This is a genomic window from Catenovulum sp. SX2 (assembly GCF_052056295.1).
Classification (GTDB): Bacteria; Pseudomonadota; Gammaproteobacteria; order Enterobacterales; family Alteromonadaceae; genus Catenovulum.
Window position 1 is genome coordinate 934,244 of sequence record NZ_CP182493.1, and the last position, 18,032, is coordinate 952,275.

Sequence of the window (18,032 nt, forward strand, 5' to 3'; positions counted from 1 at the left end):
GTCTTCGTTTTCTCAAACTAACATTCAACAACAAACTGGCAAATCATTCTTTGCCAGTTTGTTTTCTGCTTGCAAACAGCTTTGTAAAATTCATATCTCAACCCTGCTGATAGCCTTAGTTATTTCCGTTCCACTTATCAGTATCGCTATCGAAGCGCTTGCCCCTAATAGCGATACCTTTGCCCACATTCAACAAACCGTGCTCGCTGATTATGTGATTAATACCTGTTTATTAGCCTTGGGGGTCAGCGTATTAGTAATATGCATAGGCGTGCCATTAGCTTGGATAATAGCCGTTTGTGATTTTCGCTTTAAAAGCTTTTTTCAATGGGCATTGGTGTTACCATTGGCGATGCCTGCTTATATAGTCGCCTATACTTACACTGACTTGTTTGATTATGCGGGTCCTATTCAAACAAGCTTACGCAGTTGGTTTGGCTGGCAATCTGCCAGCGACTATTATTTTTTTGATATTCGTAGTTTACCCGGCGCAATTGTCGTGCTCGCTTTTGTGTTATATCCCTATGTTTATCTAATGGTGCGAGCCGGATTTCTTGAGCAGCAAGCAAATTTGACTCATGTTGCGCGTACTTTAGGTTATAGCCCGCTGAAAAGTTTTTTTAAAGTGTCAGTGCCAATTGCAAGAAACGCGATTATCGCCAGTACAGCGTCAGTCTTAATGGAAAGTATTGCTGATTTTGCCACAGTGAAATATTTTGCAGTTAGTACCTTAACAACAGCAGTTTACGATACTTGGTTAGGTTATTACGATCTAGCCGCCGCCGCAAAATTGTCTGTCATCATGGTTGCAGGTATATTTGTCTTGCTCTATTTTGAACGTATCCAAAATGGCAAAAAACAAACTCACAACGACGCAAAACTTTCAGCACATAAACTCAGCTACCAATTAAACAAAAAACAAAGTATTGCCGCCATTGGCTTTTGCAGTTTAATTTTATTGCTGTCTTTTGTCGTTCCACTAGTAATTTTGGCAAACTATGCAATAGATTATTTTGCCCAAGCGTGGAACAACGAATTAGTGCAATTTACCCTAAATAGTTTGTTAATAGCGGGTCTAACCGCGGCCATTAGCATTGCGCTCGCACTGGTGTTGAATTTCAGCTTGCGTATAAAACCAATTAAGTTACACAAAAGCAGTTTAAAACTCGCAAGCTCAGGCTATGCCATTCCAGGCACAGTTATGGCAATTGGTGTACTCATTCCTTTGGCATTTTTAGACAACCAAATTAATCAAGTTGCCGAAAGTTTAAATTTGACTACGCCAGGCTTGTTACTCAGCGGTTCATTTATCGCAATCGTTTTTGCCCATAGTGCACGTTTTGTCGCGATAGCCAATAAAGGTATTGAAGCCAGTTATGGCAAAGTCAGTCCGTCATTAGATATGGTGGCAAAAACTATGGGGCAATCTAGCTATAAAATATTTCGCAAAGTACATTTGCCCTTGATTCGAAAAAGCGTGTTAGTCGCGGGTTTATTAATATTTGTTGAAAGTATGAAAGAGTTGCCGGCAGCTTTATTATTGCGTCCATTCGATTTTCAAACGCTGCCAACTTATGTATTTCAATATGCCAGTACTGAACAGTTAGAAATAGCAGCCTTGGGCGCTATAGTTATCGTCTTAGTAGGTTTAGTTCCTTTGATTATGATTAACCGCTCGATTGAACAACATTAGCCAGAGCATGTAGGAAATTATAGTGTCTGTATTATCTGTTAAAAACTTAGCTGTCAGCTATCAAAACAAAAACATAATTAGCGATCTAGACCTAGAGGTTCAGCAAGGTGAAATTGTCGCCCTGTTTGGTGCATCCGGCGGCGGCAAAAGTACAATTTTAAAAGCGATAGCTGGGTTGCTAGAACAAGTATCTGGCGATATTCGCATTGGTGATAAACAAGTATTATCTGCAGACACAAATATGCCGGCAGAACAGCGCCATACAGGTTTAATATTTCAAGACTATGCGCTGTTTCCCCATTTAACCGTTGCGCAAAACATCACTTTTGGTTTGCAAAAGTTATCGCGTAAACAGCAAGAGCAAAAAGTAACGGATATGCTCAAGCTGATAAAAATGGCTGAATACGCCCAGCACTACCCTCATCAATTATCAGGTGGTCAGCAACAACGCATAGCCATAGTTAGAGCACTTGCCTGTGAGCCAACTATTTTGTTATTTGATGAAGCTTTTTCGAATATAGACCCACAATTGAGATTCGAACTGATAACAGATATTCGCAACTTACTTAAATCGCAAAAAATTTCAGCTTTGTTTGTAACCCATAATCAAGATGAAGCTTTTGCATTTTGCGACCGGATAGCTGTCGTTAATCAAGGACGAATCGAGCAAGTAGATACACCAGAACAACTTTTTAATGCCCCAGCGACTAGTTATATCGCTGAATTTTTGGGTGAAGGCTTATGGCTAAAAAGTGAAATAAAGTCAGCTAACCAGCTATCAACACCTTTTGGTGAAGCACATTACGCTGGTGAACAAAATTTGGCTGAATTTATTGGTAAAACAGCGTTAATTTATTTACGCCCGCATCAATTCAGTTTAACCACAGATACAAATTCAGAACTGCAGGTGCACAACGAACGTTTTATTGGGGAATGTTATGAGTCGGTTTTACAGTGGCAACAACAAAGCATTAAAGTAAAAGCAGCAAGCTCCTTTTTGCATAAAACTGTCTCAGTAAAAATAAATGCGCAAATTAACAAAGTGTTTTTTGAATAAAAGCGATTGGGCTAATTCTATTTTTAGACCAAGCAAACATTGACATCTAAGGCCAATAACACCAAAATACACATCAAAGTTACATTTGTTGACTTACTCGTTAATTTACAAGGTTTATGAAATGACTTTATTCCTCTCGCTTACAAATCTGCTAAGCCTCACTCATTTAGAGTGCGGGAGGATTTGTTTCGAGACAAACTAAACCTTTAAATCAAGATTTCGAAACAAAAAACCCGTGCTCAACAGCGCGGGTTTTTTATTAGATTCGCGCCGTTTCCGGGCCTTAAACAAACAGGAGCTAAACTATGTCTGATAGAGTAATAATTTTCGACACAACATTAAGAGACGGCGAACAAGCTTTATCCGCGAGCTTATCTGTTCGTGAAAAATTGCAAATTGCATTGGCCTTGGAAAGATTAGGTGTAGATGTAATGGAAGCAGGTTTCCCTGTTTCTAGCCCTGGCGATTTTGAATCAGTGCAAACCATTGCTAAAAACGTTAAAAATTCAATTGTATGTGGTTTAGCCCGCGCTGTTGAAAAAGATATCGACGCATGTGCACAGTCATTAAGTGTTGCTGATCAATTCCGTATTCATACCTTCATATCTACCTCAACGATTCATGTAGAGCAAAAGTTAAAACGTAGTTTTGATGATGTTTTAGCTATGGGTGTCAATGCAGTTAAATACGCACGTAAATTTACCGATGACGTAGAATTTTCTTGTGAAGATGCAGGCCGTACCCCAATTGATAATTTATGCCGTATGGTAGAAGCCGCGATTAAAGCAGGCGCTCGTACTATCAATATCCCGGATACTGTTGGCTACACAATTCCGAGTGAATTTGGCGGCATTATTCAAACCTTATTCAACCGTGTACCAAATATCGACCAAGCTGTGATATCAGTACACTGTCACAATGATTTAGGTTTAGCTGTATCTAATTCAATTGCAGCCGTGCAAGCGGGTGCACGCCAAATTGAATGTACCATTAATGGTATCGGCGAACGTGCTGGTAACTGTTCATTAGAAGAAGTAGCGATGATTTTAAATACACGCTCAGATATGTTCAGTGCCAACAGCGGAATTAATACTAAAGAGATTTATCACACCTCTCGTTTAGTTAGCCAGTTATGCAACATGCCAGTGCAGCCAAACAAAGCAATTGTGGGTGCAAATGCGTTTAGCCACAGCTCTGGTATACACCAAGATGGCGTATTAAAAGCGAAAAATACTTACGAAATTATAACCCCAGAAAGCATTGGCAAGAGTACCAATGACTTGAATATGACCTCGCGCAGCGGACGTCATGTAATTAAACACCGTATGCAAGAAATGGGTTATACCGAGCAAGATTTCAACTTGGAAGAATTGTATGCCAGCTTTTTGAAGTTAGCTGACCGCAAAGGCCAAGTGTTTGATTACGACTTAGAAGCCTTGTTGTACTTCAACCAACAACAAATGGACAAACAGCATTATCAGTTAAACTACTTAGCTGCTGTTTCTGGTACAGATGAAACTGCAACAGCAGGGGTTAAATTAAAAGTTGGCGATGATATAATCTCGGGATCAGCTTTAGGTAACGGCCCTGTTGATGCAACTTATCGTGCATTGTTAGAAATAGTTGAAATGGATTTAGAGGTTAAAGACTACGTAATTTCAGCAAAAACCGGCGGTGAAGATGCACAAGCACAAGCTGATATTATTGTTGAATACAAAGGGCAAAAATTCCGCGGCTTTGGTTTATCAACAGATATAGTTGAAGCCTCAGCCCAAGCATTAATCAACGTAATGAATTTGGCCTACCGTGCAGACCAAATTGAATTGCAAAAGCAGGCTAAACAGAACGAACAAGCCACGCAGAACTAAAACGAGCAGGAAAATCAGAAATGTCTGAAAACAAAATGAAAATTGCAGTGTTAGCGGGTGACGGCATTGGCCCAGAAGTCATGGCAGAAGCTTTAAAAGTATTAAACGTTGTTGAAAAGAAATTCAACGTTGAGTTTGATATGAGCGAACACGATGTAGGTGGTATCGCAATTGACAACCATGGCGAAGCTTTGCCAGCATCTACACTTGCAGCATGTGAAGCAGCTGACGCGATTTTATTCGGTTCAGTAGGTGGTCCTAAATGGGCTAAATTGCCACCACAACAACAACCAGAGCGTGCTGCCCTACTCGGTTTACGTGGCCATTTTGATTTATTCAGCAACTTACGCCCTGCCCGTATTTATCCGGGTTTAGAAGCTTTGTCACCATTACGTGAAGACATTGCTAAAAGTGGTTTTGATACTTTAGTGGTACGTGAATTAACTTCAGGTATTTACTTCGGCAAACCAAAAGGTCGTGAAGGCGAAGGCGAAGAAGAATATGGTTTTGATACCATGCGTTATACGCGTCGCGAAATTCGTCGTATCGCTATTATCGCCTTTGAAGCTGCGTTAAAACGCCGTGGTAAAGTATTGTCTATCGACAAAGCCAACGTATTACAAACCAGCGTATTGTGGCGTGAAGTGGTTGAAGAAGTACATAAAGACTACCCTCAAGTTGAGCTTGAGCACATGTATATCGACAACGCGACTATGCAGTTAATTCGTTATCCAAGCCAGTTTGACGTTGTATTATGTTCGAACTTATTTGGTGACATTATTTCTGATGAAAGTGCGATGATTACTGGCTCTATGGGCTTGTTGCCTTCAGCTTCTATCAACGAGCAGGGTTTTGGTTTATACGAACCAGCTGGTGGTAGTGCACCTGATATCGCAGGCAAAGGTATTGCTAATCCAATCGCACAAATTTTGTCTGCCGCTATGATGTTACGCTTTAGTTTTGGCCGCAATGACATTGCTGACGCAATTGAAGCCGCTGTTGTTAAAACTCTAAATGATGGTGTGTTAACTGGTGAACTACTGGCACCAGAGAAACGAGACCAAGCCAAAACAACCGCCCAAGTGGGTGATTACATAGCAGAATTAATTTAGAGCGATTGTAAAAATGAGCAAAACTTTATACGACAAAATCTACGATGCGCACATAGTGCGTGCCGAAGAAGGCGAAACGCCATTAATTTATATTGATCGTCACTTAGTCCACGAAGTGACTTCACCACAAGCATTTTCAGGTTTACGTGAAAAGAATCGTCCTGTGCGTTGTGTTGATAAAACATTCGCAACTATGGACCACAACGTATCAACCAAATCTATTGCAATTGATGCTGCGGCTCCAATGGCGCGTATTCAAATGCAAACATTACAACAAAACTGTGATGAGTTCGGCGTGCGTTTATACAGCGTAGGCCACTTAAAACAAGGTATTGTGCATGTAATCGGCCCAGAGTTGGGTATTACTTTACCAGGCACAACTATTGTTTGTGGTGATTCGCATACAGCTACCCATGGCGCATTTGGTGCATTAGCTTTTGGTATAGGTACATCAGAAGTAGAGCATGTTTTAGCAACTCAAACGTTAAAACAAAATCGCTATAAAACCATGAAAGTGGAAGTGAACGGCCAATTACAATTTGGTGTTGATGCAAAAGATATTATTTTGGCAATTATCGGCAAAATTGGTATGGACGGCGCAACAGGTCATGTTATGGAATATTGTGGTGATGCGATTGAAGCATTATCCATGGAACAACGCATGACCATTTGTAACATGAGTATCGAAGCTGGCGCGAAAGCGGGTTTAGTTGCTCCAGACCAAACCACTATCGACTATGTAAAAGATCGTGAATTTGCACCAACAGGTGCGGCGTGGGATGAAGCGGTTGAATATTGGACTAGCTTAAAATCTGACGCTGACGCTAAGTTTGACACTGTGGTTAGCTTAAAAGCTGAAGACATTAGCCCACAAGTGACTTGGGGTACTAACCCTGGCCAAGTAATTGGTGTCAACGAACCAGTACCTGCACCAGAGTCTTTTGAAAACGCTGTTGAGCGTGCATCTTGTGAAGCTGCATTAAAATATATGGGCATTCAAGCAGGTCAGGCATTAACTGATTTAGCTGTTGATAAAGTATTCATTGGCTCTTGTACCAACAGCCGTATTGAAGATTTACGCGCAGCCGCCAAAGTTGCACAAGGTCGTAAAGTTCAAGCTGGCATCGAAGCTTTAGTTGTACCAGGTTCAGGTCAAGTACGTAAACAAGCAGAAGAAGAAGGTTTAGATAAAATCTTTATCGAAGCTGGTTTTGAATGGCGTTTACCAGGTTGTTCTATGTGTTTAGCCATGAACGACGACAAGTTAGGTTTTGAAGAGCGCTGTGCATCAACTTCTAACCGCAACTTTGAAGGTCGCCAAGGCCGTGGTGGTCGCACTCACTTAGTTAGCCCAGCAATGGCTGCAGCTGCGGCTGTTTCAGGTCACTTTGTTGACGTACGTACTTTAGTGGAGGGCAAATAATGTCAGGTATTACTCAAATTAATGGCAAGGTTGCACCGTTAGATAAATCTAACGTGGATACTGACCAAATTATCCCAAAGCAGTTTTTACAAAAAGTTGACCGCACTGGTTTTGGTGTACATTTATTCCACGACTGGCGCTATTTAGACGAAGCTGGCACACAAGACAATCCAGAATTCGCGTTAAATAAAGCAGAATACCAAGGTGCAAACGTTTTGTTATCACGTGATAACTTTGGTTGTGGCTCTAGCCGTGAGCACGCTCCTTGGGCGATTAAAGACTTTGGTTTTGACGTAGTTGTAGCAAGCAGTTTTGCGGATATCTTCTACGGTAACTGCATGAACAATCAAATTTTGCCAATCAAATTAACTGAAGGTGAAGTTGAAGAATTGTTCCAAGCAGTGGCAGCTGATGCCAATGTTGCATTTGAAGTTGATTTACCTGCACAAAGTTTAACTGTGAATGGTAAAGCATACAGCTTCCCAATTAATGACTTTCATAAACATTGTTTAATCAATGGTTTGGATTCAATTGGTTGGACATTACAGTTTGCTGATGATATTTCAGCTTACGAAGGTAAATTACCAAGTTGGTTAAAATAACTATCCAATATAAACCGTCGAAATGATTTGAATACGTATTCAACTTAACTGCTCAGTTGCATAGGTTAACATATCGTTAAACGGATTTAGGCAAATTATAAAAAGGCTGCACTTAGTGTGGCCTTTTTTGTTTTTTAAACTACATTTCAACAAGTTGTCGTAAAAATTACTCAGATACAGGTGTAATATTTGCATAATTTGTCTAATCTAAAGAAGAACTATTAAAAAATACAAAAATACCGATTTTTGTGCGGATAACGACTATGAACAATACCAATATATTGAATCGTCTATACCAAGATATCCAAGATATCATTTTAAAACGGCAGCACCCAGTTACTGGCTTATTACCAGCGAGTACCGCAATTACCACCCATGGTGACTACACAGATGCTTGGGTGCGCGACAACGTATACTCAATTATGAGTGTGTGGGCGCTCGGCCTTGCATACAAAAGAGTTGGCGAAACAGAACGCTCAGACGAGTTATGCCAAGCGACGATAAAACTAATGCGCGGTTTATTGCAATCTATGATGCGCCAATCAGCCAAAGTGGAAAAATTTAAGCACACTTTGCACGCAAAAGATGCATTACACGCCAAATATGATACAGAATCAGGTTTAACTGTTGTTGCCGATGACGCCTGGGGGCACTTACAAATAGATGCCACCTCAATATTTTTGTTAATGATTGCGCAAATGACAGCTTCTGGTTTACGTATCGTCAATACTTATGACGAAGTAGATTTTGTTCAGAACTTAATTTATTACATAGCCTTTGCATACCGCATTCCGGACTATGGCATTTGGGAACGCGGCAACAAAATCAACAATGGTAAAACCGAAATTAACGCTAGCTCAGTTGGTATGGCAAAAGCAGCGTTACAAGCATTAGATGGCTTTAACTTGTTTGGTAAAAATGCAAGTTCGCGTGCAATTGTCCACTCAATTCCAGATGGCATTTCACGCGCACGTAATACCCTAGCCCGCTTGTTACCACGCGAATCTATTTCTAAAGAAGTGGATAGTGCTTTATTAAGCATTATTGGTTTCCCGGCATTTGCCGTTGGTGACAAAAAGCTAGTTAAAAAAACTCGTGATAAAATTATCAATGAATTAGGGGGTCAATTTGGCTGCAAACGTTTCTTATGGGATGGTCACCAAACCGCAGTTGAAGATCATAGCCGTATTCATTACGAACATAACGAGTTAACCAACTTCAAAGATATTGAATCTGAATGGCCTTTGTTCTTCACCTATTTATATATTCAAGCCTTATATGATGGTGACGAAGAACAAGCACAACATTACCGCAGCCAGATAGAATCAATCATGGTTGAACAAGACGGTAAAATGCTGATCCCTGAGCTTTATTATCTTGCGCAAGAGCATGTCGCGGCCGAGAAAGAAAACCCGGGTTCACAACCACGAGTGCCTAACGAAAATTTACCTTTAGTTTGGGCGCAAAGCTTGTTCTATACAGGTTTTATGCTAGATGAAGGTTTAATTGAGTTAGATGATTTAGACCCATGCCAGTTACGTTTTCGCTCTACTAGCCAAAATAAAACCCAAATTGCGATTGTGGTTTTAGCTGAAAATGAACAAATTAAACAGCTACTTGCAGATCATGGTGTTATCGCTGAAACACCAGCGGAAATAGCGCCTCTAAGTGTTATGTCAGCCAACCAGTTAGTTGATGCTTATCAGCACTTGGGTGAAAACCGCGTATTGGGTTTAACTGGCCGACCGCGCCGCCGTATGCAAAGTTTAGCCACGGCACAAACCTATCAAATAAACGGTGCACAATATTTATGTTTGTCGTCAGTACAGCAAGATAATTGCAACTATCGCAACTATGACGCCGAACTAGATTGCGAAATTTTATTGAATGAAATTAATCACATCAATAAACACTGGATCAACCGCGAAGCAGCCGTTGTCACTTATATGGTGACACAATCCATGTGCGAATCAGCGCAAACCAAACCTCTGTTTGATGCATTGAAAAAACTGCAATTACGTAATCAGTTTAACAATGTTGGTTATGCTTCAGCAGCGCTAGCGCTAAGAGCATCACGCAACTGTAAGCTCAACTTACCTAACTTTGAATTAGCAGCAATGCAATTTACTCAAGGTTTCAATTTGGCTAATAAGGCTTATCCATTTAGCCCAGCAGCGCTCACGCCAGAACTGTCAGAAAACTTTGCTGAATTAGAAAGTTGCGATGATAAATGTTACCAGCTGCTCGTCACTTGGGCGACTAAGTACAAACTAGACGACGATGTTAGCACTGACGGAACGATTAAGTTTAGACAGGTTATTGAAGCCTGTTATCAGATTGCTCGACATAATAATTATTGGTTGACTGCTCGTTGGTGCTTCTCAGCATTAGGCAAAGCACATGCTGATTTAGCCGACGATTTATCACTGTTATGCTCACGTAATCTCAGCATATTAGTTGGCACTAACAACTTAACAGTGTTAAGTGGCGACGAGTCTTTGTTAGATCAAGAAGAGCTATTACATACGCTTGATATAGCAGCAACAACACCATTAGAAAGAACTTTAGTCCAAGAACTGCTGGTAATATTAAGTTATACAATTAGAACCAATACACAATTGTTTAACGGTATACGTTCAATCCACTTGCACAACATGTTAAGCATGTGTACTGAGAACAGCAGTAAACAATGTGTCACCATGGAAGTACTAGCACAACTGTCGCCATATCAATTTATGCAAAAAGTGCAGTCGATATTGGAAAATCAACACAAAACCTTCGACATTGACGTTAAGGTGAGTTTTTCACGCCAAGACGGCTCACACGAGTATATTGCAGAAAAACATCATGCTATGGACACAGACTGGTTATTATGGCGCTCAGAGCGTGGTTTAATCGCAAGATTTGATGACGACTTTTTGTCGGCTATTTGGCAAAGTTTAGCTTTCTGTAAAGGCATTGTGTTTGCCGACCACGCAAACGACAAAGCCAAGTTAGACAGTGACTTAGTGACCAGCTCAATGACTCCGGGCGAAGAGAGTTTTGCCAGTTTAGTTGATAAACTCATTCAAGAAGCTCACCCGGTTTATTACAAAGCAGCATTAGTTGAAGTACTGGCGATTTACCATCAGTATTGCCAACAGCATGAAAACAGCAAATGCCACAACTATGTTGTTTTAGGTGATATTTTGGCACAGGCTGCAATAAAGCTAGTTGAACATGAAGGTGAAGACAGCGCATGTCAAAGCCACTTAGAGCAACTCTTAATGCACTCTCCTGTCACTTTGCAGCATTATGTAACACAAGTACTAAAATCTTTGTTACCAGCATAACAATAAAAAATCTGGCTGAAAAAAATCAGCCAGATTTTTCAGCAAAAACGCCATCCTTTGCTATCGTTATTAAATATAATCCATTATTAGTCCCAAACCATGCGAAAAATCATTCCTCTGTCTGAAGTTAAAATTGGTATGTATGTTATTGAGGTCACTAAACAAACGGGTCAAGTGGCGGTCAAGACCTGTGGATGGATAAAAAAAGCGCAAGTGTTAGATACCTTAGCAAAAAAAGGCGTGGTTGAGGTCGCAATAGATCCAGACAAAACCATACACCCAGACAAAGATAATGACAGACCGGATATAAACTCAACCGCCAGTTCAACCGAACGTAAAGACAATATCAAACCTGCTAGCGTAGGTTTAGAAATGAAAAAAGCGAAAAAGCTTTATTCTGAAGCGATTAATCTCCAACAGAAAATTATTGATGGTATTAAACAAGGGCATTCTATTGAAATAGGCCCAGTTAAAGAATTAACCAATCAACTGATAGATTCAATTTTCCGTAATCAAGATGCACTTGCTTGCATGACACGCATTCGCGATAAAGACGCATATCTTTACGAACACTCGTTAAACGTATCTATTTTAATGGCGATTTTCGCTAAACATTTAGGGTATCTTGATGAAGAAATTGAGCATCTGGCGCAAAGTGCGTTTTTGCATGATATAGGTAAAGTGCTGGTTCCCGATGAAATTCTGCATAAGCCGGGTCGCCTAACTGAAGATGAATTTGAAATCATGCAAAAACACGTCGAATACGGCGTCGAAACTTTGCAGCAAAGCCAAGGTATTAGTGATGAATGCATTGAAATAGTCAGCTTGCATCATGAAAAACTCAACGGCTTAGGTTACCCGAAAGGTTTGGGCGAAGCACAAATAAAAACTGAAGGCCGGATGTTAACCATAGTGGATATCTACGATGCAATGACGGCTGAGCGAGTTTATAAAAAAGGCATGACCCCAAGCGCCGCATTTAAAATTATGTTATCTATGACGCCCGCTGAATTAGACGCAGAATTACTGCAACAGTTTATCAAATGCATGGGCATACATCCTGTTGGTACAGTTGTGTTGTTAAATAGCGGCAAGCTAGCGATAGTGACAGAAGCCAACCGAATTAACCCACTCCAACCTGTGGTTAAGGTTTTTTATCACGTTAAACACAAACGTTATTCAGAAATTAAAGACGTAAACTTAGCCAAAGCTGGATGTACTGAAAGCATCGACAAAGCGGTCAAACCAGAACAATTTGGTGTTGAATTAATTAAGTTTTTTAAACAAGTTTTAAGTAATTAGATGTTAAGCTCTGTGTTAAGTTAAATTTTAACGCATCAGACAATTGCAGTGAAAACACTCAAACTATCTATTTTAGTTATTATCTTATTTGCGACATGTGTAAAAGTCGCACATGCATGGGGGCCAATGGGTCATGAGCTCATTGGCGAATTAGCAGAGCCCATGTTGAAACCTGCTAGTAAAGACAAAATAAAACAATTACTCGGCGATGAAACTATTGCTCATGCGACAACCTATTTGGATAGAATGCGTGGGCAAAAAGATAAGTTCTGGCAAAAAACCGCATCCCCTTGGCATTATGTCACTGTACCTAACCAACAAAGCTACCAAGCAAAATTACACGCACCAAAAAGAGGTGACGCCTACACAGCACTGATGCACTACAGCAAACAACTGGCTCAAAGTACCAATAGCGAACAACAAAAATTAGCTTTGTACTTTGTATTACATTTGGTTGGAGATATTCACCAACCCTTGCACGCCGGCAATGGTGAAGATAGAGGTGGCAATGATTTTGCTGTCTACTTCCAGAATAAACGAACCAATATGCATAGGTTATGGGACAGCCAGATGCTTGCAACTCACAAACATAGCTATTGGAGAAAAACCTTATCGGCAAAAATAACTGCTTTATCCGACAGCAGCAAACAAGAGTGGCAAAACAGCACAGCAATAGATTGGATAAACGAAAGTGTCCAGATTAGACAAAACATTTATCCAAGCAAAGAAAAAGCGCAAATCAGCCAAAGTTACCTAGAGACTAACTTAAGCATAAGCGAGCTGCGAATTATGCAAGCAGCGGTGCGACTCGCTCATCAACTCAATATTCTGTTGGCAGACTAAGCAAAAACTTAGCATATTTAACTTTGTTGCTGCTGCGCTTGCCACAAATTAAAATAGTGGCCTTGCTTGTGCAGCAACTCAGCATGTGTGCCCTGCTCAACCAGTTGGCCTTTGTCTAATACGATAATTTTATCGGCATCTACAATAGTTGATAACCTATGTGCAATCACTACGCTAGTGTGGCCACTGGCGTACTGATTAAAAGCGCGCATAATAGCGCGTTCAGCGTTTGAATCTAACGAAGACGTTGCTTCATCAAAAACCAAAATAGGTGAATTTTTTAAAATTGCCCGCGCAATCGCAACTCGCTGCTTCTCACCACCTGATAATTTAAGCCCACGCTCACCAACTTTGGTTTGCAAACCTTCAGGCAGAGATGCAACAAATTCGGCTAAACTGGCCAGCTCAACGGCTTGCAGCACCTCAGCTTCACTTGCATCCTGTTTACCATATTGAATGTTGTTAAACAAAGTATCATTAAACAGCACTGTGTCTTGCGGCACTATGCTGATGTTTTTACGCAACGACAATAAGCTTTGTTGCTGAATATCTTGACCATCAATCAATATTTGACCACCAGTTACATCATAAAAACGATAAAGCAATTTAACTAGCGTCGATTTACCCGAACCACTATGGCCGACTACGGCAACTTTATGGCCAGCTTCTACCTCAAAACTAACATGCTGCAGAATGTTGCGCTCAGTTTGATACGAAAAATAAACTTGTTTAAATTCAATTTTTCCATGGGTGACTGCTAGCTCTTTGGCATCTTGCGCATCCATGGTTTTAGGTTTGCGTTTTAGTAAATCAAACATATGCTCGATATTTGCCAGAGAGCCTTTAATTTCTCGATAAACAAACCCAAGAAAATTGAGCGGTAAAAACAACTGCATCATAAACGCATTGACCAATACAAAATCCCCTATGGTCATTTTGTCTAAGCTGACCTGATAAGCGGCTAAAATCATCATGCTTGCCATAGCCGTTGAGATAACTAAAGCTTGGCCAGCATTTAAGACAAATAAAGATAATCGATTCTTGCGTTTTGCTATTTCCCACTCTGCAAGCGCGCCGTCGTAGCGCTCCGCTTCGTAAGCTTCGTTATTAAAATACTTAACGGTTTCATAATTGAGTAAACTATCTATCGCTCGAGTGCTACTGCTCGAATCAGCTTTAGCTGCCGCTTTTACATATCCAGTGCGCCATTCAGTTGCCCATATTGAAAAACCAACATAACAAACTATTGCCACAACAATAATTAACGCAAATGACCAGCCATAATTAACTAGAAACAACCCAACAACAAAACTTATTTCCAATAAAGTTGGCCCAATATTAAACACCATAAAACGCATTAAAAAGCTGACGCCGTGTGTGCCACGATCAATATCACGAGCAATACCACCCGTTTGGCGGGTTAAATGAAAATCTAAATCAAGTTGGTGTAAATGTTTAAAAACGCCAAGACCCAAGCGGCGCATGGCTCGCTCAGTCACCCGGCCAAATAATGTGTCGCGAATTTCACCGATTAAAGTATTTAAAAAACGCACAACCCCATACGCTATCAACAGGCTTATTGGCACAGCTAACCACCCCTGAGCGCCATTGTTGGCATTTAACCCATCAACAATATGTTTGAGCACAAAAGGTAGCGTCACGCCTGCTACTTTCGCCAATACTAAACACAAAAGCGCCAAAACAATCCTGCTCTTAAATTCCAGAAGATATGGCCAGATTTGCCGAATAACTTGCCAATTTAATGTTTGATTTTCAAAATCATTGAAGTGGGATGGACGCATATTGTTATCTCATTCTAATAGAACATCTATCTTAATTAGTTTTGTCGAAAAATTCTGAGAAGATTTATATAAAAAAATCAGAAAAATAGAACAAACTTTATTCTCTGCTACACTTTTATTGTTGAATGCCTATTTCAGCGACTTCTACATTTGAGACGGAAGAGGACAATACATGTTTTCACTGCGAATTTCGCACAAACTAATGGCTATGGTTGTAATTACTATCTTATCATTTGTTATTACCCAGTTTTATGCTCAAATGATTGAAAGCCAAAATACTAAATCACTGCAAAAGTTAGAAAGTCGCTTATACCCTATATTAGAACTGACCACAGAAAACTTAGGCTCAGTGTTACTCATGGAGCAGCAATTTAGCAGTGCGGTAACAACAGCTGACGAAGCTTCAATCGAACAAGCAAAAACTTATTATGAAAACATCAAAGAAAACATCCGCCAAATAAATAATCTTTCCCCCGAACAAAAACAACAGCAACGCCAAATTGAAAATCTGTTGGATACTTGGGTAGAAGCCTCAGAAAAAATGTCACGAGGTTTTATTAACGGCACTGTTGATTTTTCGACTATCGCAACCGATGCAGCTAACAATGCCAAAACTTTAGAAAATTTAAAAGAAACCATGGCACAGCTGCGCAGCCAAATTCGTAAAGAGTTTACCGACGCTATATCTTCAACTATAGATTCTTCAAAAGAAGCCAACCACTTAACAGTTGCAATCGCAATTGTGGCCGTTATTGGTTTGATTGTCGCTAGTACTTTTATTGGACGCTCTATCACCTCTAATATTAAAACCGTCTCTTCCAACTTACATGAAATGGCCACAGGTAATGGTGATTTAACAGTACGCATCCAATACACTAGTAACGACGAGATCGGCGAGTTAGTGAGCAACTTTAACCAGTTTGTCGAAAAACTCCATGCTGCTTTTGCCAATATATCTGAAGACATTGAAGGTTTAAACGGCGTTAGCGCGCAGTTGACTGAAGCCAGCCGAGAAAATTCGCAACAGAACCATGCACAAAACAGTGCAGTGAACGACTTGCAGCAAGCAGTTGAGCAGTTAATGGCCAGTGTAAATGAGGTTGCTGAATTTGCCGAAACTGCCGCAAGCCAAACGGCAGATGCTAAACAAGCAGCGGATCAAGGCAAAAAAACCTTAGCAGCAAGTGTGCAAACCATCACAGGGCTGGCAGAAGAAATTACCCATGCAGCTGGTATAGTTAATAAATTTGAATCCTTTTCAAATGACGTTGGCAATTTATTAGATACAATTCAAAATGTTGCAGAACAAACCAATTTACTGGCACTAAACGCTGCAATTGAAGCCGCTCGTGCAGGTGAACACGGCAGAGGTTTTGCTGTTGTTGCCGATGAAGTCCGTGAACTCGCGGTACGAACCCGCCATGCAACTGAAGAGATACATAAAGTTATTGGTGAGTTGCGTGATGTTTCGGCAAATGCAGTTAATGCGATGCAACATAGTGTCGAGCGAGCCAATAATGGTGTAGATGCAACAAATAAATCTGGCGAAGTTCTAAATAGTATACTAAATAATGTTGATGTAATTACATCGGTCAATAGTCAAATAGCGGCCTCAACCCAGCAACAAAGCAAAACTTTTGCTCATGTAATGGAGAACGTGACCTTGATCCATGCAAACACGGAAAAATTAAGTTTAACCACATCTAAGGTAGATTCTGTTACCGAAGATACAGTTGATATAACAACAGCACTTAGAAGTTTATCTTCGCAGTTTAAAGTGTAATCCCGTCAATGAAGGTATAGATAACAATATAGCAGTATCCTTAGGAGCATTTTTATGATTCAAAATAGACTTAAAAAGTCAATTTGTGCACTTGCCCTGCTCTCCTGCGGACATTCATTAGCACATGCTGGCGACTTTAATTTTTCAGGCTTTATGTCGATAGGCGGTGGCTTTGTCGATGACGAATCTGCGCCCAGTTACGCAGGTTATGCAGAAGAAGATATCACCTTTGATAACAGTTTACTGGGGATCCAGCTTTCATCCGACATATCCGATGAACTAAGTGCAACAGTACAATTAACTGCACGCAACACAGATGGTTTTAAAGTTGAAGCAGAATGGGCTTATGTCAGTTGGCAAGCAACCGATGAAAGCACAGTGCGCATTGGCCGTTTAAGAACACCATTTTACATGTACTCAGACTATTTAGACGTTGGTTACGCCTATCCTTGGATAGCGCCACCAAACGAAGTTTATTATCTACCTTTTAACAATGTGAATGGTATTGATTTTTACACCACAGGTACACTCGGTAGTTTTGATACAAGCCTGCAAGTTTATTTTGGTGGTTTCACCGATGTGCTCAACGAACGCGGTGTTGATATAGAAGCAAAAACACGTAACCAGCTTGGTTTCGCCGGCACCTTAGCCAAAGATTGGTGGACTTTTAGAGCCGCATACCATATGGCAAAACTATCAATAGATCTCGAAGCTTTGCCTGGCGTAACAGGGCTATTGCAAACTTTGGAAGGCGCTGGTTTTGCAAGAAATGCCGATAGGTTTCGTATTGAAGAGGATGATGCCAAATTCCTAGAAGTAGGTTTAAATATAGATACAGGCACTTTTGTAGCGGCTGCCGAACACGTGGAGCTCAGATTAGACGACGAAGCTTTATATGCCGACAATATTCGCCAATTTATTATGATAGGTGTGCGCACCGGTGATTGGTTAATTCACTTAACCGCCTCAAAAGCAGACGACGAAGCATCTGATTTATCGCAAGGTATTCCGGTTGCACCACAAACAGCCGATTTAATTGCCGGACTAGATGCACAAGCGGCAGGCGAAGCGAATAAACGCGACGTTATTAGCCTAGGTACACGTTGGGACATTACCGCAGGAACTGCACTTAAGTTCCAGTATAGTGATGTTGACCGCGACGGGCAAAAAGGCCAAAAAGTATATGCCTTTGCACTGCAAACGGTATTTTAAGGA

At 40.6% G+C, this 18,032-nt stretch carries 12 protein-coding genes; 11 read left to right on the top strand and 1 reads right to left on the bottom strand.

The window, feature by feature from the left end; translation table 11 throughout:
* Positions 1-58: 58 nt before the first annotated feature.
* From ACMZOO_RS03870 to ACMZOO_RS03910, 9 genes are all read left to right on the top strand, one after another.
* Positions 59-1,693, top strand: coding sequence for an ABC transporter permease (locus tag ACMZOO_RS03870; protein ID WP_440906333.1), 1,635 nt, complete (start codon positions 59-61; stop codon positions 1,691-1,693).
* Between the two features lie 22 nt (positions 1,694-1,715).
* On the top strand, positions 1,716-2,750 hold the full coding sequence (locus tag ACMZOO_RS03875) for an ABC transporter ATP-binding protein (RefSeq protein ID WP_440905476.1): 1,035 nt from the start codon (positions 1,716-1,718) through the stop codon (positions 2,748-2,750).
* A gap of 305 nt (positions 2,751-3,055) precedes the next feature.
* The gene (leuA, locus tag ACMZOO_RS03880) at positions 3,056-4,618 is read left to right on the top strand and encodes a 2-isopropylmalate synthase (protein ID WP_440905477.1); all 1,563 of its coding nucleotides are present in this window, start codon (positions 3,056-3,058) and stop codon (positions 4,616-4,618) included.
* Between the two features lie 20 nt (positions 4,619-4,638).
* On the top strand, positions 4,639-5,730 hold the full coding sequence (gene leuB / locus ACMZOO_RS03885; RefSeq protein ID WP_440905478.1) for a 3-isopropylmalate dehydrogenase: 1,092 nt from the start codon (positions 4,639-4,641) through the stop codon (positions 5,728-5,730).
* Positions 5,731-5,743: 13 nt separating this feature from the next.
* Positions 5,744-7,153, top strand: coding sequence for a 3-isopropylmalate dehydratase large subunit (gene leuC, locus ACMZOO_RS03890; protein WP_440905479.1), 1,410 nt, complete (start codon positions 5,744-5,746; stop codon positions 7,151-7,153).
* Positions 7,153-7,755: a 3-isopropylmalate dehydratase small subunit gene (gene leuD / locus ACMZOO_RS03895; protein WP_440905480.1), complete on the top strand. Its 603-nt coding sequence runs from the start codon at positions 7,153-7,155 to the stop codon at positions 7,753-7,755. The genes leuC and leuD overlap by 1 nt, the downstream gene beginning before the upstream one ends.
* A gap of 263 nt (positions 7,756-8,018) precedes the next feature.
* The gene (locus ACMZOO_RS03900) at positions 8,019-11,087 is read left to right on the top strand and encodes a glycoside hydrolase family 15 protein (RefSeq protein WP_440905481.1); all 3,069 of its coding nucleotides are present in this window, start codon (positions 8,019-8,021) and stop codon (positions 11,085-11,087) included.
* 99 nt (positions 11,088-11,186) lie between these two features.
* The gene (locus ACMZOO_RS03905; RefSeq protein ID WP_440905482.1) at positions 11,187-12,389 is read left to right on the top strand and encodes an HD-GYP domain-containing protein; all 1,203 of its coding nucleotides are present in this window, start codon (positions 11,187-11,189) and stop codon (positions 12,387-12,389) included.
* Between the two features lie 48 nt (positions 12,390-12,437).
* Positions 12,438-13,232, top strand: coding sequence for a S1/P1 nuclease (locus ACMZOO_RS03910; RefSeq protein ID WP_440905483.1), 795 nt, complete (start codon positions 12,438-12,440; stop codon positions 13,230-13,232).
* Positions 13,233-13,249: 17 nt separating this feature from the next.
* On the opposite strand, the gene ACMZOO_RS03915 is transcribed toward ACMZOO_RS03910, so the two are convergent.
* Positions 13,250-15,034 (bottom strand): ABCB family ABC transporter ATP-binding protein/permease, encoded by a 1,785-nt coding sequence (locus ACMZOO_RS03915; protein WP_440905484.1) that lies wholly within the window; start codon positions 15,032-15,034, stop codon positions 13,250-13,252.
* A gap of 172 nt (positions 15,035-15,206) precedes the next feature.
* Here ACMZOO_RS03915 and ACMZOO_RS03920 point away from each other — a divergent pair, with 172 nt between their 5' ends.
* Together ACMZOO_RS03920 and ACMZOO_RS03925 are read left to right on the top strand one after the other, a co-directional pair.
* Positions 15,207-16,817, top strand: coding sequence for a methyl-accepting chemotaxis protein (locus ACMZOO_RS03920; protein WP_440905485.1), 1,611 nt, complete (start codon positions 15,207-15,209; stop codon positions 16,815-16,817).
* Between the two features lie 54 nt (positions 16,818-16,871).
* The gene (locus ACMZOO_RS03925; RefSeq protein ID WP_440905486.1) at positions 16,872-18,029 is read left to right on the top strand and encodes a DNA topoisomerase IV; all 1,158 of its coding nucleotides are present in this window, start codon (positions 16,872-16,874) and stop codon (positions 18,027-18,029) included.
* Positions 18,030-18,032: the final 3 nt, after the last annotated feature.